This is a genomic window from Corallococcus terminator (assembly GCF_049194865.1).
GTDB lineage: Bacteria > Myxococcota > Myxococcia > Myxococcales > Myxococcaceae > Myxococcus > Myxococcus terminator_A.
Map to the genome: position 1 here is coordinate 47,852 of NZ_JBLZWL010000064.1, position 18,964 is coordinate 66,815.

15 protein-coding genes are annotated in these 18,964 nt (G+C 69.2%); 7 read left to right on the forward strand and 8 right to left on the reverse strand.

Annotation, left to right across the window (positions count from 1 at the left end; all coding sequences use genetic code 11):
• Positions 1-45: 45 nt before the first annotated feature.
• Entirely contained in the window at positions 46-1,977 is a 1,932-nt protein-coding gene (locus ACN469_RS20685; protein WP_498770455.1) for an ATP-binding response regulator, read from the reverse strand.
• A gap of 196 nt (positions 1,978-2,173) precedes the next feature.
• Between ACN469_RS20685 and queF the strand changes: the two genes are divergently transcribed.
• Positions 2,174-2,530 (forward strand): preQ(1) synthase, encoded by a 357-nt coding sequence (gene queF, locus ACN469_RS20690; RefSeq protein ID WP_498770456.1) that lies wholly within the window; start codon positions 2,174-2,176, stop codon positions 2,528-2,530.
• Between the two features lie 39 nt (positions 2,531-2,569).
• Here the strand turns inward: queF and ACN469_RS20695 are convergent, their stop codons facing one another.
• Both ACN469_RS20695 and ACN469_RS20700 read right to left on the reverse strand, forming a co-directional pair.
• Positions 2,570-2,764, reverse strand: a complete 195-nt coding sequence (locus ACN469_RS20695) for a hypothetical protein (protein ID WP_498770457.1) — start codon at positions 2,762-2,764, stop codon at positions 2,570-2,572.
• An 18-nt stretch (positions 2,765-2,782) separates the two neighbouring features.
• A complete protein-coding gene (locus ACN469_RS20700; RefSeq protein ID WP_498770504.1) occupies positions 2,783-3,793 on the reverse strand; it encodes a serine/threonine-protein kinase in 1,011 nt (336 codons plus the stop codon).
• A gap of 190 nt (positions 3,794-3,983) precedes the next feature.
• Between ACN469_RS20700 and ACN469_RS20705 the strand changes: the two genes are divergently transcribed.
• The 4 genes from ACN469_RS20705 to ACN469_RS20720 all read left to right on the forward strand — a co-directional run bounded on the left by ACN469_RS20705 (position 3,984) and on the right by ACN469_RS20720 (position 8,432).
• On the forward strand, positions 3,984-4,193 hold the full coding sequence (locus ACN469_RS20705) for a hypothetical protein (RefSeq protein WP_498770458.1): 210 nt from the start codon (positions 3,984-3,986) through the stop codon (positions 4,191-4,193).
• An 81-nt stretch (positions 4,194-4,274) separates the two neighbouring features.
• On the forward strand, positions 4,275-5,414 hold the full coding sequence (locus tag ACN469_RS20710) for a phospholipase D-like domain-containing protein (RefSeq protein WP_498770459.1): 1,140 nt from the start codon (positions 4,275-4,277) through the stop codon (positions 5,412-5,414).
• A gap of 113 nt (positions 5,415-5,527) precedes the next feature.
• Positions 5,528-7,054, forward strand: coding sequence for a Ppx/GppA phosphatase family protein (locus ACN469_RS20715; protein ID WP_498770460.1), 1,527 nt, complete (start codon positions 5,528-5,530; stop codon positions 7,052-7,054).
• Between the two features lie 157 nt (positions 7,055-7,211).
• Positions 7,212-8,432 carry a zinc-dependent alcohol dehydrogenase gene (locus ACN469_RS20720; RefSeq protein ID WP_498770461.1) on the forward strand — a complete coding sequence of 407 codons (1,221 nt, stop codon included), beginning with the start codon at positions 7,212-7,214 and terminating at the stop codon, positions 8,430-8,432.
• A 5-nt stretch (positions 8,433-8,437) separates the two neighbouring features.
• Here the strand turns inward: ACN469_RS20720 and ACN469_RS20725 are convergent, their stop codons facing one another.
• Positions 8,438-9,463 (reverse strand): S-adenosylmethionine:tRNA ribosyltransferase-isomerase, encoded by a 1,026-nt coding sequence (locus ACN469_RS20725; protein ID WP_498770462.1) that lies wholly within the window; start codon positions 9,461-9,463, stop codon positions 8,438-8,440.
• Positions 9,460-10,188, reverse strand: coding sequence for an SDR family NAD(P)-dependent oxidoreductase (locus ACN469_RS20730; RefSeq protein WP_498770463.1), 729 nt, complete (start codon positions 10,186-10,188; stop codon positions 9,460-9,462). Before ACN469_RS20730 ends, ACN469_RS20725 begins: the two co-directional genes overlap by 4 nt.
• 92 nt (positions 10,189-10,280) lie before the next feature.
• Here ACN469_RS20730 and ACN469_RS20735 point away from each other — a divergent pair, with 92 nt between their 5' ends.
• The gene (locus ACN469_RS20735; RefSeq protein WP_163871007.1) at positions 10,281-10,838 is read left to right on the forward strand and encodes a helix-turn-helix domain-containing protein; all 558 of its coding nucleotides are present in this window, start codon (positions 10,281-10,283) and stop codon (positions 10,836-10,838) included.
• Positions 10,839-10,847: 9 nt separating this feature from the next.
• Here ACN469_RS20735 and ACN469_RS20740 read toward each other — a convergent pair whose 3' ends face one another.
• Positions 10,848-11,450 (reverse strand): 2OG-Fe(II) oxygenase, encoded by a 603-nt coding sequence (locus tag ACN469_RS20740; protein ID WP_498770464.1) that lies wholly within the window; start codon positions 11,448-11,450, stop codon positions 10,848-10,850.
• 84 nt (positions 11,451-11,534) lie between these two features.
• On the opposite strand from ACN469_RS20740, the gene ACN469_RS20745 reads away from it, so the two are divergent.
• Positions 11,535-12,149, forward strand: a complete 615-nt coding sequence (locus tag ACN469_RS20745; RefSeq protein WP_498770465.1) for a DUF4230 domain-containing protein — start codon at positions 11,535-11,537, stop codon at positions 12,147-12,149.
• A gap of 15 nt (positions 12,150-12,164) precedes the next feature.
• Here the strand turns inward: ACN469_RS20745 and ACN469_RS20750 are convergent, their stop codons facing one another.
• Together ACN469_RS20750 and ACN469_RS20755 are read right to left on the reverse strand one after the other, a co-directional pair.
• Positions 12,165-12,410: a hypothetical protein gene (locus ACN469_RS20750; RefSeq protein WP_498770466.1), complete on the reverse strand. Its 246-nt coding sequence runs from the start codon at positions 12,408-12,410 to the stop codon at positions 12,165-12,167.
• A gap of 50 nt (positions 12,411-12,460) precedes the next feature.
• Complete coding sequence (locus ACN469_RS20755; RefSeq protein ID WP_498770467.1) at positions 12,461-18,928, reverse strand: RHS repeat-associated core domain-containing protein; 6,468 nt, start codon at positions 18,926-18,928, stop codon at positions 12,461-12,463.
• Positions 18,929-18,964 lie beyond the last annotated feature (36 nt).

The following is an 18,964-nucleotide window of genomic DNA, read 5'->3' on the forward strand; positions in this document are numbered from 1 at the left end:
CGTGGGAGCAGCCCCTGACGAGCCGGGCGCCGATGGAGCCTTTGCTCAGGCCCCTTGGAGTCGCGGGCCCAGCCCCCCGTGCGGAGGCAGGTCCCCCACCGCGGGCGTGACTCCGGAGGGCCTGCGCCGCTCCTGCATGAGCACGTTGCGCACGCGCGCCACCAGCTCATCGGCGACGTAGGGCCGCGTGCACAGGGACGTCTCCTCCTGCGCCCACCACGGCCGCGCATCCCCGGCCAGGAGGATGGGCACCGGCCGCGCTCGGGGCAGCGTGGCGAACGTCTCCAAAAACATCCCCGCCTTGCCATGCGTGACAGAGGTGGACAGCACGATGAGGTCCACCGGCAGGTGCGTGGCCCGGCGCAGCGCCTCCGCGCCGTCCCGCGTCGTGAGCACCTCGAACCCCTCCGCGCACAGCACCCGCTCCGCCAGGGCCTCCTGCGCGGAGTCCTCGTCGAGCAGCAGCACGCGCCGGGGCAGCCGCTTCACCTCGTGCGACGGCATGCGCGGCAGGCACACCGTGAAGGTGCTGCCATGCCCCTCCGCGCTCGCCAGCGACAGCGAGCCCCCGTGCAGCCTCGCGATGGAGTGGCTGATGAACAACCCCAGCCCCAGGCCCCCGAAGTTGCGGTGCGACACGTTGCGCGCCCGGTAGAAGCGCTGGAACACCTGGGACTGGTCCGCGCCAGGGATGCCGATGCCATGGTCCTGGACGTGGATGCGCGCCTCCCCCGCGAGCCGCTCCACGCACACGGAGATGGGCTCGCCCGGCGGGCTGTACTTGTGCGCGTTCTCCAGCAGGTTCACCAGCACCTGCTCCAGCCTGTCGCGGTCTCCGCGCACCCACACGCGCTCGCGCGGCACGTCCACCGCGAAGGGCCGGTCGAAGGCCGCGCGGAAGTGGTCCACCACCTCCGCCACCAGCTGCCCCACCTCCAGCGGCGCCAGGTCCAACGCCAGCTTCCCGACGTCCAGCCGCGAGGCATCCAGCAGGTCATCCACCAGCCCCGCCAGCCGGTCCACCTGCCGCTTGGACTTCAGCACCGTGGCCAGCTCCAGCGGCTGCCCCGCGGCGAGCTTGCGCTCCATGGTGAACAGGCCCAGCTTCAGCGGGGTGAGCGGCGTCTTCAGCTCGTGGCTCGCGATGGACATGAACTCCTCGCGCACCTGGAGCGCCGCCTTCGCCTCGCGGAGCAGGCGCGCGTTCTCCACCGCCACCGCGAGCTGGTTGGCCGCCGCCGTCCACAGCTCCAGCTCCCGGGCGGAGAAGGACGTGCCCTGCTCCTTGTAGAGCAAGAGCAACCCCACCGTCCGACGCGGCGCGCACAGCGGCACCGCGGCGAAGATGGAGCCCATCGAATCCCCATACCCGCGCTGGATGCCGAGCTGCGCCTGTCGCAAGGCCAGCGCCTGCCGGAACGGATCATCCTCCGGGTCGAACGAGTCCTCGGGAGACTCGCTCCCGGCCAGGTCCGACACCGCCGAGCGACGCAGCTCCGCGCCGTCCTCCTCGCGAAGATAGACCTCCGCGCGCCGCACCTGGGCGCAGCGCACCAGCGCCACGACGGCCGCCGCGCACACGCTGTCCACCTCCAGCGTCTCGCCCACGGCCCGGGCAATCTCGCGCACCGCCATGGAGAAGGCGCCGTCGTCATCCACGCCGGAGGGCTCCACCACCAGCCAGGCGCCGGGAGACTCCTCCTCCCGTCCCGGCTTCACCTGCACGCGCACCTGGTGCAGCTCGCGGGTGATGACGTGGCCGGTGTGCTGGCGTCCCTCCCGCACGGCCAATTCCACCGCGTCCAGGCTCCGCCCCCGCTCCAGGGCCTCCAGCAGGTTGGTGCCCAAGGGCAGCGTCATGCCCGTCTTGCGGGCGAACCCCTCCTCACGCCACTGGACGCACAGGTCGGGGCCGACGCGCGCCAGGGCTTGGGGGAGACACGAGAAAGCTTCTTCGACGTCGGGGGGAAGCGTCATGTGCTCGGGAAGGTGGCGGGGGCCTCCCCGGGAGTATGAACCCCGCCCCGAGCGCGCAACCGGCCCGCCCCCCGCATTCCCCGATGGTGGACGACCGCCGCGTTGAGGGGCCGACAGAACCCTCCCGAGGCAGCCCGGAGGGCAGGGAACCACGTCGTGGATGACACGTAGCGATGGTGTGCTAGACGACACCGCCATGCCTTCGCAGCCGACCAAGGAACTCCAGACCTTCGCCAACCCGGCGCCCGAGCGCGATTACGAAATCGCGTTCGACTGCCCGGAGTTCACGTGTCTGTGCCCGCTCACCGGGCAGCCGGACTTCGCCCGGTTCAAGATTTCGTACGTCCCGGACCAGCTCTGCATCGAGCTGAAGAGCCTGAAGCTCTACATGTGGGCCTACCGGAACGAGGGGGCCTTCCACGAGAAGGTCACCAACACCATCGCCGACGACATCATCAAGGCCATCCAGCCGCGCAAGCTGACGCTGGTGGGTGACTGGTTCGTGCGCGGCGGAATCGGCACCATCGTCACCGTCACGCACGAGAAGAAGTAGCCGTGGGAGCAGCGAGCGCCGTCCTCCGGCGCTCGCGCCTCACTCCGCCTTCTTGAAGATGGCGTCGGCGTTCTTGTTCAGGTCCGTCTCGATGCGGTCGGCGGCCTTGTGCACGTTCTGCAGCCTGCGGGCGGCGGCCGCCTCCGGGTCCGTCTTGGCCGGGCGGTTGAGGACGTACCAGGCCGCGCCGGCCAGGACGGCAATCCCCAACACGAAAGTCACGATGCGTCCCATGGACTGCCTCCTCCCGCCTCAGCGGGTGAGCTGTTGCACGAGCGGCGCCCACTGCGCCTGGGTGAAGTAGAGGCCGGTCCCCGCCAACGACGCGAGGACGAGCGCGACGAGCGCCCACTTGAGGCCACCGCCGGAGCGAGAGCGCGAGGTGTCGAAGACCTCCACCGCCGCGTCCAGCTCCTGGGGCCGCAAGAGCTGCTGCGCCTCCGTCTCCGTCAGCTTCTGGCGGTGGCGCAGGAAGGCGACCAGCAGCCCCGCATGCGACACCTGGACTTCCTGGGCCAGGAAGACGTCCAGCTCACGGCGCATGGCGGCGGCGTCCGGGAAGCGGTCCTCCGGCTTGACCTCCATGGCGCGCTGGATGACGCGCACCAGGGGCATGGGCACGTTGGGCGCCACCTTGTTGAGCGGCGTGTACTTGCCGTCGCGAATCTTCGCGAAGACCTCGCCCGCCGTCTTGCCGTGGAAGGGCCGGGCCCCGGAGAGGGCCTCGTAGAGCAGCACGCCGAGCGAGAAGATGTCGGTGCGGCCATCCAGCGGCGCGCCCGTCACCTGCTCCGGGGACATGTACGAGGGCGTGCCCACCGCCATGCCCGCCTGCGTGAGCGCCTCCAGCCCGACGTCCTTGGCGATGCCGAAGTCCATCAGCTTCACGTCACCCGACTTGGTGAGCATGACGTTGGCCGGCTTCAGGTCGCGGTGGATGATGTGGCGGAAGTGCGCGTGGTCCAGCGCGCTGGCGATGCGCGCGGCGATGACGCCCGTGACGTCCGGCGGCAGCGGCCCTTCCTTGATGAGCGTGTGGAGCGTGGGGCCGTCCACCAGCTCCATCACCATGAACATGCTGTCGTTCTTCTCCACGAGGTCGTAGAGCGTGACGATGTTCTGGTGACGGAAGGCGGCCAGCGCGAGCGACTCCCGGCGGAACCGGGACAAGGTCTCCCTGTCCCGCTTGCCCTCGGGCAGCAATTCCTTGATGGCGACCTCGCGCTGAATCATCTCGTGGAGGCCGCGATACACGACGGCCATCCCACCTCGGCCCAGCTCTCCGAGCACTCGATACGCGCCAATCTTGCGATGACGGACGGCTTTTTCAGCGGCAGGCACGGGCGAAGGGTACAGAACTGGACGCGCACCGTCGATGTCTCACGTGGCCACCCCCGGCGCCCATGGGTCTGGACCATGGACTCCCCCACGATTCTCCGGCCTCCTCTCACTCATGAACTTCCGTCTCCTCGTCCCGCTCCTCGCCCTCAGCTTGCTCGGAGGGTGCATCGTCCACCGCGACGTCCACGGCCACGACTCGCATCCGCCCAAGTCGAAGAAGTCCAAGCGCAACAGCAGGGATTGCCATCCGAGCCAGTACTGGGATGGCGACGAGTGCCGACACAAGGGCAAGGGCAAGGGCGCTCGCAAGCACGACGGGTGAAGTCCTGGCGCGCGGGACAGGCCCGCTGTCACTGGGGGCGTGTCCCGCTCCGTCCGGGAGAGTTGTAGGGTGGGTGGGCTCATGCGCACCGAAGCCGCTCTCGTCCCGCAGCCCGCGCCCCCGCTGTCCCAGCCTTCACCGGCCCGGGAGCACGCGAGCGAGCACTGCACGCTGTTGGACGGAGGGACGGAGGCGTTTCCCCGGATGCTGGAGGCCATCTCCTTCGCCCGGCACCGCATCCACCTGGAGGTCTACACCTTCGAGCGCGAGGGCGTGGGCGCGCTCTTCGTGGACGCGCTGGTGGCGGCGGCGAAGCGGGGCGTGTCGGTGAAGGTGGTGGTGGACGGCTGGGGGAGCATCGGCGCCAGCAAGTACCTCACCCAGACGCTGCTGGCCGCGGGCGCGAAGGTGCGCGTGTACAACCCGCTCACGTCGCTGTGCCTGGCCCGCTCGTGGCGCAACCACCGCAAGATTCTCCTCGTCGACGACACGGTGGCGTTCCTGGGTGGCATCAACATCGGCGATGCCTACGCGGCGAAGGGCGACGTGCCCGGTTGGGCAGACCTGGCGGTGGAGCTGCGGGGCGACATCTGCCGGCAGCTCGGGGCGAAGCTGACGGCGGGCGCGGCGGCGCTGAAGGCGGGCGCGGTGAGGCTGTTCCTGTCAGGCATCGGCGGAGGGCACCGGCTGCGCAAGCGCTACCTGTCCGCCATCGACGGGGCCCAGCACGAGGTCATCCTCGCGCACGCGTACTTCCTCCCCGACACGCACTTCGTGAAGGCGCTGACGCGCGCGGCGCGCCGGGGCGTGAAGGTGTCGCTGCTGCTCGCCGGACGCAGCGACGTCATCTTCGCCCGCGCGGCGACGATGCGGCTGTACGCGACCTTCCTGCGCGCCGGGGTGAGCATCCACGAGTGGACGGCCTCCACGCTGCACGCCAAGGCGGCGGTGGTGGACGGCAAGACGCTGCTGGTGGGCAGCTTCAACCTGGACCCGCTGTCGCTCGTGAATCTGGAGACGCTGGTGGAGGCGGAGGAGCCCGGCGTGGCGGCGCAGGCGGCCCTGTGGCTGGACAAGCACGTGGCCCTGTCGCGGCACGTGTTGCCCGAACAGTGTGGCCGCTCCGGCCTCCAGCGGTGGCTGCTGGACGTCGTGGGCCTGGCCGTGGCGCGCTTCGCGGAGCGCTTCGCCAGCTTCATCGGGCGGCGGCGCAAGCGGTGAGCCCGTCACGCTTGCGTCACGCGAGCGCATGAGAAGGCCCCCGCCCGGCCGCAGCCCCCTCATGTCGTGCTGCGCGAGCCGCCAGGGCGCTCTACACTGTCGCACGTCCAACCATGCCCACTCGCCGCCCCGCCCTCCCGCCCGTACTCGCAGCCATCGATGTGGGGACCAACGCCGTGCGGCTGGAGCTCGCCCGGCCGGACGCCGATGGGGCGCTCGAGACGCTGCATCAGGAACGAGACCCCATCCGCCCCGGTGAGGGCGTCTTCGCCACGGGCACCATGCCGGAGGCCACCGCCGAGCGGCTGTTGTCCACGCTCCGGCGCTACGCGGCCCTCTGCCGTCGCCACAAGGCCCAGGTGCGCGCGGTGGCCACCAGCGCCCTGCGCGAGGCCCGCAACAGCCCGGACATCGTCCGGCGCGTGCGCGAGGAGGCGGGCCTCAACCTGGAGGTCGTCAGCGGCAAGGAGGAGGCGCGCCTCATCTGCCTGGGCGTGCTGCACCGCAAGCCCCCCGGCACGCGCTCGCTGCTCATCGACATTGGCGGCGGCAGCACCGAGGTGGCCACCGCCGTGGGCGAGAAGCCCGACAACCTGTGGAGCCTGGGGCTGGGTTCGGTGCGGCTCACCGAGGTCTTCGAGGCGTCGCGCGCCGTGACACCGAAGCAGCTGCGCATCATGCGCAGCTTCGTCCAGGAGGTGCTGGGCAAGACGCTGCCGGAGAAGCTGCCGCTCTTGCCCCGGATGGCGCTCGGCTCGTCGGGCACCATCAACGCCGTGGTGTCCTTCGCCTCCAGCGAGAGCAGCGGCAACGCCACCGTGCGCCAGCTCACCCAGACGGTGGAGACGCTGGCGAAGATGCCCGCGGACCGGCGGCGCAAGCGCTTCGACCCCAAGCGCGCCGACATCATCGTCTCCGGCGCTGTCATCCTGGAGGGCGTGGCGAAGTACCTGGGCATCGAGTCCGTCAGCGTCGTCAACCGGGGCCTGCGCGACGGCATCCTCGTGGACCTGCTCTACCGACAGGACGCCCACCACCAGCCCGACGACCACAGCCTCGCGGACGCCGCCATCGTCATGGGCCAGCGCTTCTTCTTCGACGAGAAGCACGCGCGCCAGGTGACCCGCCTCGCGCTGACGCTCTTCGACGACCTGGCGGCCCTGCACCAGCTCCCGCTGTCGGTGCGCCCGTACCTGGAGGTCGCCGCGCTGCTCCACGACATCGGCCACGCGGTGAACTACGAGCGCCACCACAAGCACAGCTACTACCTCATCCGCCACGCGGACCTGCCCGGCCTCGCGGACCGTGAGCGCGAGCTGGTGGCCCGAGTCGCCCGCTACCACCGGCGCAGTCCACCGGAGCTGGCCCACTCGGGCATGGCGGGGCTGACTCCCGCCGAGGCCCGCACCGTGCGCAAGCTCGCCACCCTGCTGCGCGTGGCCAACTCGCTGGACCACAGCCACCACCAGCCCATCAAGGACTTCAAGGCCACCAATGGCCGCGACGGCGTGGTGCTGCACCTGCACGCGCGCCAGCCGGTGGACCTGGAACTGTGGAACGCGGAGCACGAGGTGGTCTCCTTCCGCCGCGTCTTCGGCAAGAAGCTCTCCTTCCACGTCCATCAGCCCGCCGGCCGCTAGCCGCCCGGCTCCCAGGCCGCTGACCGGAAGAGGAACCGCCGCACCCTGCCCGCCTCGGAGTGGATGCCCACGCTCAAGGGCCACGGGTCCGTCTCCATCAGGACGGCCCCTTCTCGGCTTTGAACGCCAGGGCCCCTCCGGGGGGAAGGAGCGCGCGATGAAGGCCATCGTATTCCATGGGATTGGGGACATCCGGCTCGACGACGTGGAGGAGCCGCGCATCGAGAAGCCGACGGACGCCATCGTCAAGCTGTCGGCGAGCGCCATCTGTGGCACGGACCTGCACATGATTCGCGGGACGATGCCGGGGATGAAGCCGGGCACCATTCTTGGGCACGAGGGCGTGGGCTACATCGAGGCGCTCGGCGACGACGTGCGCAACTTCAACGTGGGCGACCGCGTGGTCATCCCCTCCACCATCGCCTGCGGCAACTGTGTCTACTGCCGCGCCGGCTACCATTCGCAGTGCAACGACGCGAACCCCAACGGCCCCTCGGCGGGCACGGCCTTCTTCGGCGGGCCCGCGCAGACGGGGCCCTTCCACGGCATGCAGGCGGAGAAGGTGCGCGTTCCCTTCGCGAACGCGGGCCTGGTGAGGATTCCGGACGGAGTGAGTGACGAGCAGGCCATCCTCGTCTCCGACATCTTCCCCACCGGCTACTTCGGCGCGGAGCTGGCGGAAATCAAACCCGGTGACACCGTGGCGGTGTTCGGCTGCGGGCCGGTGGGGCTGTTCGCCATCGTCAGCGCGAAGCTGCTCGGGGCGGGCCGCATCTTCGCCATCGACTGCCACGAGGACCGGCTGGAGCTGGCGCGCATCCAGGGCGCGGAAATCATCCACTTCGACGAGGAAGACCCGGTGAAGACGCTCCAGCGCCTCACCAACGGCATCGGCGTGGACCGGGCCATCGACGCGGTGGGCGTGGACGCCGTGCACGCGCACGCGGGCCCCGCGGCGAAGCAGGCCAACGCGCAGAAGGCGGAGCTCAAGCGCGAGACGAAGGAAGTCGCGCCGAAGACGAACCCGGACGGCGACAACTGGGTGCCCGGAGACGCGCCCTCGCAGGTGCTGACCTGGGCGGTGGAGACCCTGGCCAAGGCGGGCACGCTGTCCATCATCGGCGTCTACCCGCAGCAGGTGCGCACGTTCCCCATCGGCATGGCGATGAACAAGAACCTCACGCTGAAGATGGGCAACTGCAACCACCGCAAATACATCCCCCGGCTGCTGGAGCTGGTGCGCACGGGCGAGGTGGACCCCACCGCCATCCTCTCGCACGTGGAGCCCATGAGCGGCGCGCTGGACGCCTACCGCAACTTCGATTTGCGCAAGCCTGGCTGGGTGAAGGTGGAGCTGGAGCCCAATCAGCTCCAGTGAAGCCCTCACGCGTCCAGCACCAGGCACGAGTCCCCGAACTCGTGCCCCAGGTAGCCGCGCGCCTCCGCGTGCGCGGTCGCCTCCTTCAAGAGCAGTGACGGCGCGAAGGCCTGGAGCAGCGCATGGTGGCTGCTTCCAGGCTCGTGCATGCCCGTGAGCAACCCGTGCACCACGCGGGGCACGAAGCCCGGGCCCAGCAGGAGGTCCGTCACCGCCTCGCCCGCCACCAGTCGCCCACCGTTCATCTCCGCCCGCCCCTCCAGCGCGCGCACCACCGTGGTGCCCACCGCGACAATCCGACCTCCCTCCGCGCGAGTGGCCTCCACCCGCGCCACCGTGGCCTCGGGGATGTCCGAGCGCTCGGGCCGCAGCAGCGCCGCGTCCAGCACCGCGTCCCCCGTGGAGGACAGCCCCGCCGCGTGGGTGAGCGACGCCAGCTTCACGCCCCGACGACGAAGCTCCAGCAGCAGATTCCACGTGAGGGGCAGTCCCGCCGACGGGGCCTCCGTGGCCCAGGGACGCGCGCCGTAACCCGTCTGCACGTGCCACAGCGACAGCGGGGCCACGGTGTACGCGTACTGCACGGGCCGCCCCCCTTGGTACAGCGCGGACCAGAGCGCGGCGCCGTCCTCGTCGAAGGCCACGCGCACGAGGCGGGGCGAGGGCGGCAGCACCTCGACGACCTGGACGGGCAAGCCGACGACGGTGAAGCGCGAGCCCACCGGCAGCACGGGCGGAGGCGGGCGGTCCTCGGTGCGCTTGCGCCAGTCTCCCGCGCCGAAGAGGACGGCGGTCCAGGTGCCGTCCTGCTCGCGCGCCATCAATCGCAGCTCGATTCGCTCTCCGGCCGCCGTGCGCCCCAGGAGCGAGGCGGGGAACGTGGCGGCGTCGTTCACCACCAGCAGGTCTCCGTCCCGGAGCAGTGACGACAGGTCCGCCACGCGGGCATCGGAGAAGCGGCGGCCCTGGGGCTCGATGTGGAGCAGCCGCCCCTCCTCGGGGTGGTCCACGGGCCAGCGCGCGGGCTTCATGCGGCCTCCAGACTCGCCGCTTCCAGGCGGGAGCCCGACGGCAGCGACTCCGAGCGACGCTCCACCATCGCGACGATGCGGGCCGCCACGTCCTCCGGCCGAGCCAGCGTCGAGCGGTCCGCCTCCGGCATGGCGTCCGAGTGCATGCGCGTGTCCATCTCCCCCGGGTCCACGTTGAGGAAGCGCACGCCCGTGCCCTCCAGCTCCGCGGCCCAGAGGCGGCCCAGGTGCTCCAGCGCGCCCTTGGACACGCTGTAGGAGCCCCAGCGCGGATACGCGGAGAGGGCCGCGTCGGAGCTGATGTTCAGCACCAGCCCGCCCCCTCGCACCACCATGTTGCCCACCACCGCCTTGGTGAGCCGGAAGGGGCCCACCACGTTGACCTCCAGCACGTGCTGGAGGTCCTCGCACGAGGTGTCGAGCAGCAGGGGCAGCGGCGTGGGCCCCAGGATGCTGGCGTTGTGCACCAGCACGTCCACCGGCCCCACCAGCGACGTGGCCACACCCACCAGCCGGTAGACGGACTCCTTGTCCCCCACGTCAAAGGCCACGCCGTGGGCCTCCAGCCCTTCCGCGCGCAGGGCCTCGGCGGCGGCCTCCATCTCCGGGGCATGGCGGGCCACTCCCACCACCCGGGCACCTCTTCGAGCGAAGTGCGTCATGAGCGCGCGGCCCAGGCCCCGACTCGCTCCCGTCACCAGGACCGCTTTTCCGGTCAGATTCATGTGGAATGCCCTCCTTGCCGGGAGAGATAAACGGGCCGCGTTGATGAGTTGGCGTCGCGGCCAATCCTTTGGCAGATTGCCAACCCATGGCCATCGACGAAGAGGACCTGCCGAGCAGACTGGCGCGCAACATCCGGACCTTGCGGGAGACGCGGGGCGCCACGCAGGCCCAGCTCTCCAAGCTCGCGGGGGTGCCCAGGGCGACGTGGGCGAATCTGGAGTCGGGCACCGCCAACCCCACGTTGTCGGTGTTGCACCGCGTGGCGGCGGCGCTCCAGGTGTCGCTGGAGGAGCTGGTGGCGAGGCCTCGCGCCAGTGCACGGCACTACCCGCGCGACAGCCTGACGACGCGCATCCGGGGTGCGGGGCAGTTGCGCAAGCTGCTGCCGGACCCGCTGCCGGGCATGGAGTTCGACCGGGTGGAGCTGCCCTCCGGAGTGCGCATCACCGGCGTGCCCCATACGCCTGGCACTCGCGAGTACCTGGCCTGTGAGTCCGGGGAGATGGCGCTGGTCGCCAGCGGTGAGCGCTTCGTCCTCAAGCCCGGAGACGTCGTCGTCTTCCGAGGGGACCAGAAGCACTCGTACGAGAACCCGGGGACGCGCACGGCGGTCGGCTACTCCGTCGTCCTGCTCGCGCCCCCGCTGTGAGGTGACGGCTCAGCCCGCGTCGCGGCCGTAGTACCAGGCGGTGAGGGCCAGGCGCGAGGCGTGGGCGGGCAGCACCTCGTGCTCGATTCGTTCGCTCAGGAAGACGACGAGCGTGTCGAGCACGGGGGCCACATCCACCGGCGCGGAGTCCTCTGGATGCAGTCGCAGGACGCCGCCGTGCTCGGGCACCCAGCCTGAGTTGGCGTACCAGATGGCGGTGGCGCGGCGGTTGGATTGGCCGGGAAAGGCGTCGAAGTGGCGCGAGTAGTGCGCTCCGCCGCCGGGGTAGCAGGCGAGCTGGAGGTCGAAGCGTCCCAGGCCGAGATAGGCGGCGGACGAGAGCGCGTGTCCCAGCTGGGTGAAGTGTTCCCAGAGGACGCCGAGCCCTGTTCCGGGCTCCGGCTCCAGCCAGCCGATGAGGTCTCCTCGCACGCGGGAGTCCAGGGTGCGTTCGGCGCCCCGGCGGATGCCCGCGGCATGCAGCACTCCGGATTCAGCCCTCGCCAGCGCTTCAGCCCGCGCGGCGAGGGCGGCCACATCCCCGAGGAAGACAGGGCGCGTGAAATAGCCACGCGTCCCCAGCGCCTCCACTTCCACATCGGTCAGCTCCACACGTGCTCCTTCCAGCAACGTGCCGCCCACACGCGCGCACCGTGCCCCAGACGCGTGCCGCGAGGAAGGGGATACACTGGGCCCATGGCGCACCTCTCGCGAATCCTCACGGTCCTCCTCGGTATCGCCGCTGGAGCGCTGGGCGCGGGCTTGCTCTTGCGGCCCACGTCCCCCGCCCTGCCCGACACCACCTCCGTGGTGCAGCAGATGCGCGAGGTGGCGCGGCTGGAGACGCTCGAGGTCGCCCTCTACAAGAAGGTGTCCTTCTCTCCCCAGCCGAAGGCCACGGATGCGCTGTGGAAGGACGTGGTGAACTGGGCGGCGTACACGCTCCAGAATCCGCGCGGCCGGGCCATCGTCTTCGCGGATGCGCACCTGGGGTTCGACTTCCAGCGCCTGGGCCCGTCGAGCCTCCACGTCGCCGGCACGAAGGTGCACGTCGTGCTGCCGCCCATGGACGTGCGCGTGGCGCTGCGGCCCGGGGAGACGGAGGTCATCGACTCCAACCTGGACAGCGCGCAGACGGCGCAGCTCTTGGAGAAGGCGCGGCTGGCCTTCGAGAAGGACGTGCGCGCCGATGCACGACTCCAGCAGCGCGCCCGTGACTCCGCCGAGCGAGCCCTGCGTGCACTGCTGCTCACGCTGGGCTACCGCGAGGTGGTGTTCGTGGACCGCCTTCCCACCAGTACGGCGGGCTGACGGCCTCACGAACCGTCACTCCTCGGGTGGCAGGGTTTTTTCGGCGTCCTGAAGCCAGCTCTCGAACGCCGCACGTTGAGCCTGCGCGTACTCGGGGTCCTTCACGCGGATGTCCGCGTCGCTGAGGAAATGCCAGACGATTTCCTCCACATCGAAGCTCTCTGGAACGGAGCGAAGTCGCACGTACAGCGCGATGGACGCGTCCACCCACGCCTTGAGGCTCTTCTTGTCCGTGGGGTCATGGTCAAAAAGCCTCCTCATCTCCTTTACGGCGGCGGACCACTCGGCTGATGACATAGGTGATCCTTCTCCTACAGGTTGTTCCACCACTGCACAGGGTCCCACAGAATAATGTGCTGCGCCTCACCCCGCTGCGGCGGGCCGTAGTTGATGTGCAGGATGGGTCGCCCCTGACTGTCTTTGAGTTTATGGAAGTCGAGGCGCGCTCCCCAGGTTCCACCCCAGCGAATGCCAATAATTCGTCCATTACAATAGCGAAGGCCCTTCTGGGGTCCATCGATGCGGGCATTCTTCATCACACTCTTCGCGCCCGCGATGACGGGAGGAAGTAGACGAGGCCCCGACCACGCAGCGGTGTGGATGGCCGCATAGGTCCCGCCCACGATTTGCTGAGCGTCATCAACGGCCGATTGCTCGTCCGGACTCATCTGGTTGTAGGCCAGGATGTCGCCCACACCCGTGTCATAGAGCCCGTTCGGGTCCACCCTGTTGATGGGGTTGTTGCTCGCGTAGGCGTAGGTCGGCGTGCCAGTCCCTCGCATCGCGCGAGACAGGATGAAGCTCGGGCTTTGAGTCATCGGCTCGGGCTGCAGATACCGCCCGATGCTCGGGTCATAGAAGCGGTTCCAGTTCTCGAAGAGGTCCGTCTCCGTGTCGTGGTACTGGCCGGGCATGCGCAGGGGAATCCAGAACGGCTGCGCGCCATTCTGGTAGCGCTGGTACTCGTACGCCTCCACCACCACGCCCGTATGCGCGTTGGGCTGCGGGCCCGCGGGGCTCGAGGAGAAGCCCACCCAGATTTCTCCCGTGGACGGCAGCACCCACTCCGTCACCACCCGCCCCAGCTCAGGTCCGCTGTAGCCCGAGAGCGGCACTCCCGTCCCACTGTCGTACAGCGTCACCGAGTCCGGGCCGTGCACGTCCGCATCCGTGTCCACCAACTGGAAGATGGCCCGCATCCGCACCTTCACCAGGCTGGTGTCCGGCGGCTGGCTGAAGGCGGCAATCGTGTCACCGTCGTCGTCTGGATAGGGATGGGCCGTGGCCTCGTGCTGCGCCCTGCGGTTGACGTGGCCGGACGGCTCGTAGTCCGCCGCGCCCGCCACGCGCCCGACGGAGTCCAACATCAGCACCGGCTTGCCGATGTGGTCCGTCACGATGAAGCGCTCACCGCAGGCCACCTGCTCTTCGTCACGTCCGCACTCCGTGGACGTGTCCGGTAGCCGCACGTTCGCGCTCGCCTCCAGCCGGCCGCGCACCACCATTACCGGGCGCCCCGCCAGCCAGATGTAGTCGTCCACCGTGCGGTAGTCCGGGTCCAGCACGTCCTTCCAGCCCTGGTCCACCAGCAGCGAGTTGGAGACGTCGTGGAAGAACTCGTCCTTCACGTCATTCACCGGATGCGACTTCGCGCGGCGACGGCCAAACGCGTCGTAGAAGTACTGGTACGACAGCCCGTTCACCGACACGGTGCGGAACACCGTCTCGCGCGCCGACCCCTTGCCCGTGGCCGCGTCCGGCCCGTAATCCATGTCCACGACATGGGCAGGGAGGTTCGAGTTATAGAGACCTGACTCCTTGCGCGACACCCGTCCGTCCGCGTCGTACGCATAGGACACCCGCTGCTGGGCGTCATGCTGGGGCGTCACACTCAGCAACCGGTCCACCGCGCTCGGAGCGGTGCCATACGCCATCGTCAGGTTGACGAAGTTGGCCACCTGGGATGTGCGGTTTCCACGCCGGTCATAGCCGAGAGACTGTGAGCCGAAGGCGCCCCCTGTGTCGTAGTCGTTCGTCCCGGGCCGCGTCGCCGAGGTCAGCCGGAGCGTCCGGTCATGGCCGTACAGCTCCGTGCGCGGCGTCGTGCCACCCATGAGACAGGTGTCGATGCGGGCCACCTGGTCGGCCTGCCATGTGTACGTCCGCTTGTACGTACTCCCACTTCCCGAGCCTGGGGTGAAGGCACCCGAGGACACTCGCAGCGAGCGCAAGCGGCCTGTCTTGTCCGAGGTCGTCGACGAGGGGAAGGCAGCGGCGCAGCCCGAAGGCGCCACCGAGCCATCTTCGCCCAGCGCGTACTCCACCGCGTGAGCACTCCCGTTCGCGAAGTCCATCTGGTAGCCGCGCAGCCCGCCGAACGGTTCCCAGGCGATGTTGCTGACCACCGTCCGCTCCGCCACGCCGCCCGCCGCGGTGAAGAATGACACGGCGATGGAGGAGACGCGGTGCATCCTCGCGCCCGTTCCGTACACGTAGCGAACAGCGCGCCCATGGGGATGCGTCATCCCAACCGTCCTCCCGAAGGCGTCATACTGGTACATCGTCTCCAGTTTGCGGTCGCAGGCGGCCTCCCCGCTCCGTTGCCGCATCTCTCCCAGTACACGGCCGGAGGCGTCATAGCGGTACCAGGTGCGGCCGAAGGAGTCGTCCCGGAACCTCAGCCGCCCCACGGAGTTCTGGTTCACCACCTCGCCGTCATACCGGTTGCACGAAGCCGGCAGCGGCCCGCCCTCCGAGTCATAGCCGAGCGCATAGAGGTCCTCTGAGTCACTCCCGGGATTGCTGGGGGCTTCGCGCGTGACGACCTTGGGCCGGGAGAGCAGGTCATGGGAGTACTGCTGCCACTCGCCGGCCTGCCGCATGGTCTCCGTCTGCTTCACCACGAGGTTGCCGCGCGCGTTGTAGTCATAGCGCACCGGGCCCAGCGTGTTGGGCAACTGCACCCTCACCACATTGCCGAAGTCGTCGTACTGGTACGTCGACTCGGGCGTCTGGCAGGTGGCCGCGTCGGTACAGCCGGTGCGCACAGAGCGGACCTGCCCCTGGGCGTCGTAAGCAAGGGTGGACGCCTGAGTGACTCCCGCGGTCGGAGCTTCCGTGAAGCTCGTGAGCTGTCCGCCTCCATCATAGCCAAACCTCGCGCACAGCTCGGACAGAGCCTGCGTCTGGGTGTTCAGGCAGAAGTCCGGGGCGCCGTTGAACGGAAGGCCAAGGCCCGTCACCTCGTCATCCTTGTTGAAGGCGGCGACGCTCGTGAACGCACCGCTCCCCGTCCCGAAGCGCGTGTACGTGGGCCGTCCGTGCGGGTCCGGGTGGTACTCCACCACCCTGCGCGTCTCCACCACGCCACTGGCACTCCGGCTGCGATACTCCGCCGTCTTCAGCGGCTCGCCCGTCGTGGTCCACCGCGTGAAAACGACGGCCTCGCTCCAGTCCACGCCCTGCGCGTCGGCGGCGACCGCCTCCCACTGGACGTGACTCGTCTTGAAGCCCGTGTTGCAAGCGGTCCCCGGCGTGGTCCACTTGCGGTAGCAGCGCACCGAGTAGCCCCCCGTCGGCAGCTGCACCGCGGTGACGTCCGCGCCATCATGCAGGTAGTTCGTCGCCAGCCCGTTCACGGTCGTCCGGTCCAACCGCCCACCCGTGTACAGGTACGAGGTCACCACGCCCGACGGGTCGGTGATTTGCGTGGCATTGCCTCGCGCGTCGTAGTCGTTGAAGACCGTCTCGAGCGCGGGCTGGTTCGTGCAGAGGGTCGGCCCTCCGTGGTTGACGAAGTTCTTCGTCTTCCACAGCCGGTTGGCCCTGTTGGACAGCTCGACCGTGGGCCCCGCGTAGAAGTGGTACTGGGTGATGGGGAAGCCATTGCCGGTGCAGTCGATGGCGCCCAGGCCCGTGACTTCGCAGGGCCCATGCACCTCCAGGACCCGAGCATCGCCGGTGTCCGACTGCCCCGAGCACTTGTGGTGGTTGAAGTAGAACGTCCCCACGTAGCGCTTCACCGGGACGCTCCAGGTCTGCGTACCGACGTCGAACTTCTCCGTGTAGCCCTCGTGGATGGTGGACTTCAGTCGGTGCGTCAGGGAGTCGTAGGCGCTGGTCATCACCGTCTCCTGCCCCGGCACCAGCACGGAGGCGCGCACGTCCCGCTCCGTCACCAGGGGCTTGAACGGCTCCACCGGCGCGCCCGAGGCGAAGCTGCCGTACCCGTACTCGGTCCGCTCGCGGTACACCGCCGACAGGGGATTGCCGGGCGCCGCCGCTCCGAAAGAGCGCGACTCCGAGGCCAGCGGCTGGGGAATCGCGGACGACGCGGTGCTGTTCGTCCCCACCACGGGACTGAAGATGTCGGTCCGCCCCGACTTGCTCATGTCGTACCAGTGGTACAGGAAGCTGCCCGACAGGTCCTCTCGCAGCGAGACGTAGGTGCCGGAGGCGAAGCTCGCGCAGTTGCCTGAGACGCACGTCTCCGTGGCCCCATGGACGTCCAGGTAGGGGAGCTGGGTGAGCCACCGGGTGTTGTACGTCCGCTTCACCTCCACTTGAGTGCCGGCGCTGTCGCCCGCGAGCATGGACTGGGTGGCGGTGGGAGTGCAGTCCGTGGACCCCGTGGATTGCGCGAGGGGACATCCTCCCGTCGACGTGCCCATGGACATCGCGCCGCCCGAGGCCGTCGTCGCGGCGGACACCTTGCCGTCCAGGTAGGTGTGGGCGCCGATCTCCTCCTCGTTCGCGCTCACCGCCCAGGTGGTCCCACCATCATCCGCGTACGTGAGGACATCCCCCGTCTCCGGATAGACGACGGACTGGAGCGCCCCCGCGTACTCATTGACGCCCACCTTGACGTAGTTGAAGCGCGCCACGACGGTCTCCGCAGTGCTGCCCGCGTTGGGATTGTCGCGCAGCGCCAACCTGTCGATGACGCACTCGTTGCCCTGGGGGCTCCCCGCCGGGTCCACCGCGTCGTGGTAGCTCTTCACCTTCTTGTAATAGAGCTTGAGCCGCGCTCCATCCGCCGACGTCACCGTGTCCAGGAAGGGCACGCCGTTGCCCGTGGCGCTCAGGCCAGGACAGTCCGTCAACGGGGGCGCCGCGTACTGCAGCGTCAGGCGGACGCGAGGCGCGCCCGCGCCCGTGAGCACCTCGTCCTCCACCCGCGTCAGGAAGTACCGGGCCGGGTAGAAGGGCTGCGACGACTCCCACACGGAGGCGTAGACGAAGCGGCCCACTCCGGGCTGGATGAGGATGAAGCTGCCCGGAGTACCACCCGTCCAGAACAACTGGGAGGAAGACCACCGCGACGTGGGACGCGGCGTGGCGAAGCACCCGGTGGTGCCTGGATCACACGCCGTATATTCCAACGCGGCGCCATCCGTGTCTCGAACAGCCCAGGTGCTCAAGCTAGGGATGAAGCTCTTGGGACGAACGAAGCTGTAGAACCCGTGCCACCAGCGCAGCGAGGCACGGGACGTGGGGCTCGCACCAAAGGGGCTGGCGAGGAAGGGAGCCGTGCCCGCGTTCAAGATGGACATGTACTTCCACGTCCAATCGCTGGAGACGTATTTGCGAACGAAGCTGAGCTCACCCACCGACCCCTGGAGGCTGACATCCACCTGCGCATAGCGGGTGGTCAGGTCGCTCAGCGCGATGCCCGGCGCTTGCGACTGTGCCAGCGCGGAGCTCGAGACGCCTCCCGCCGCCGGGCCACACTGCTCCGGCGAAGGGATGTTCTTGCGGCCCGTGCCACCTCCACCACCGCCGCCACCACCGGAACGCGCCGCGCTCCCGCCACGTGGGCGCTTGTAGTTCAGGGTATAGCCCGGCACGGGGAGCGTGACGGAAGGCATCGCGGAGCAGGCAGCGCCCTCCACGAAGTCGTGTTCAAGGACCACGTCGACGCAGGCCTCCCGGTCCTCCATGGCCCTGACGCCACCCGAAGAGGACGGCGAGCCCAGCCCTCCCTGCGCCGCGGTGCAGGCATTGCGGTGGTCACCAGGCCGGCACACGGTGCCATGCCCGGAGACCTGACCCGTCGTCACGTTGACGCTCGGAGCAAGGGCCTCACAGGAATTGCCGCACTGGTTGACATCGCCGCAGGAGGCCCCGGGCGCGCACTCGTACCGAAGTTGCTGGTTGCTGCCATAGGCGCACTGGAACTCCCCCGAGACGTAACCCCCGCTGGTGCACGGCAAGCTGGAGACACAGCACTGGAAGTTGCCCCCGCCCTGGGGGGCACCGCTCGTCCCGAAGGCCGGAGCCTTCATGCAGCCGTCGGGGCTGGAGCAGGAGTACTGGGAGTCCGCCGAGCCCAGGCAATAGCCGACATTGAGGTTGTCCCGGCATGAGCACGTCCAGCGCGTGTAGCCCCCTCCGCTCTTCGGCTCGCAATAGTCGAACGTCTCCGAGCCGGCACAGGTCTCATCCGCATCGCCGCTGTTGTTGTCGTCACAGGTGTTGCCGCAGATCTCCCCACCCAGGGGCGTCGCGGGCCTGCAGGGGCCCAGCTCACCGAACTGGTTGCAGACGGCATAGCCCCCCGTGCCGCACTGGCTACAGGCCTGGTGCGCGTAGGTGGCGCCACAGTCGCTCCACTCGCCCACGCTGGGCCGCTCCGGGTCCTGAAGACATATCTGCTGCCCGATGCAGCCACCGTCGGTGGTGCACGAGCGCGATGCCGGGGGAGAGCAACGCTGCGCGTTCGCGGACGCCGCGCACAAGAGTACCGCGAGGAGCAGCAAGCTCCTGAAGAGAGAGGGCATGGAAGGTCGTCCTGTTGGGAAGTCTTGTCAGTGAAA

Coding starts and splice junctions, on each gene's coding strand:
- ACN469_RS20700 (WP_498770504.1), bottom strand. CDS start 3,793: ATGGCCGTCGTGTATCGCGGCCTCCACGAGATGATTCAGCGCGAGGTC.
- ACN469_RS20725 (WP_498770462.1), bottom strand. CDS start 9,463: ATGAAGCCCGCGCGCTGGCCCGTGGACCACCCCGAGGAGGGGCGGCTG.
- ACN469_RS20695 (WP_498770457.1), bottom strand. CDS start 2,764: ATGGGACGCATCGTGACTTTCGTGTTGGGGATTGCCGTCCTGGCCGGC.
- queF (WP_498770456.1), top strand. CDS start 2,174: ATGCCTTCGCAGCCGACCAAGGAACTCCAGACCTTCGCCAACCCGGCG.
- ACN469_RS20750 (WP_498770466.1), bottom strand. CDS start 12,410: ATGAGGAGGCTTTTTGACCATGACCCCACGGACAAGAAGAGCCTCAAG.
- ACN469_RS20730 (WP_498770463.1), bottom strand. CDS start 10,188: ATGAATCTGACCGGAAAAGCGGTCCTGGTGACGGGAGCGAGTCGGGGC.
- ACN469_RS20755 (WP_498770467.1), bottom strand. CDS start 18,928: ATGCCCTCTCTCTTCAGGAGCTTGCTGCTCCTCGCGGTACTCTTGTGC.
- ACN469_RS20705 (WP_498770458.1), top strand. CDS start 3,984: ATGAACTTCCGTCTCCTCGTCCCGCTCCTCGCCCTCAGCTTGCTCGGA.
- ACN469_RS20720 (WP_498770461.1), top strand. CDS start 7,212: ATGAAGGCCATCGTATTCCATGGGATTGGGGACATCCGGCTCGACGAC.
- ACN469_RS20685 (WP_498770455.1), bottom strand. CDS start 1,977: ATGACGCTTCCCCCCGACGTCGAAGAAGCTTTCTCGTGTCTCCCCCAA.
- ACN469_RS20715 (WP_498770460.1), top strand. CDS start 5,528: ATGCCCACTCGCCGCCCCGCCCTCCCGCCCGTACTCGCAGCCATCGAT.
- ACN469_RS20745 (WP_498770465.1), top strand. CDS start 11,535: ATGGCGCACCTCTCGCGAATCCTCACGGTCCTCCTCGGTATCGCCGCT.
- ACN469_RS20710 (WP_498770459.1), top strand. CDS start 4,275: ATGCGCACCGAAGCCGCTCTCGTCCCGCAGCCCGCGCCCCCGCTGTCC.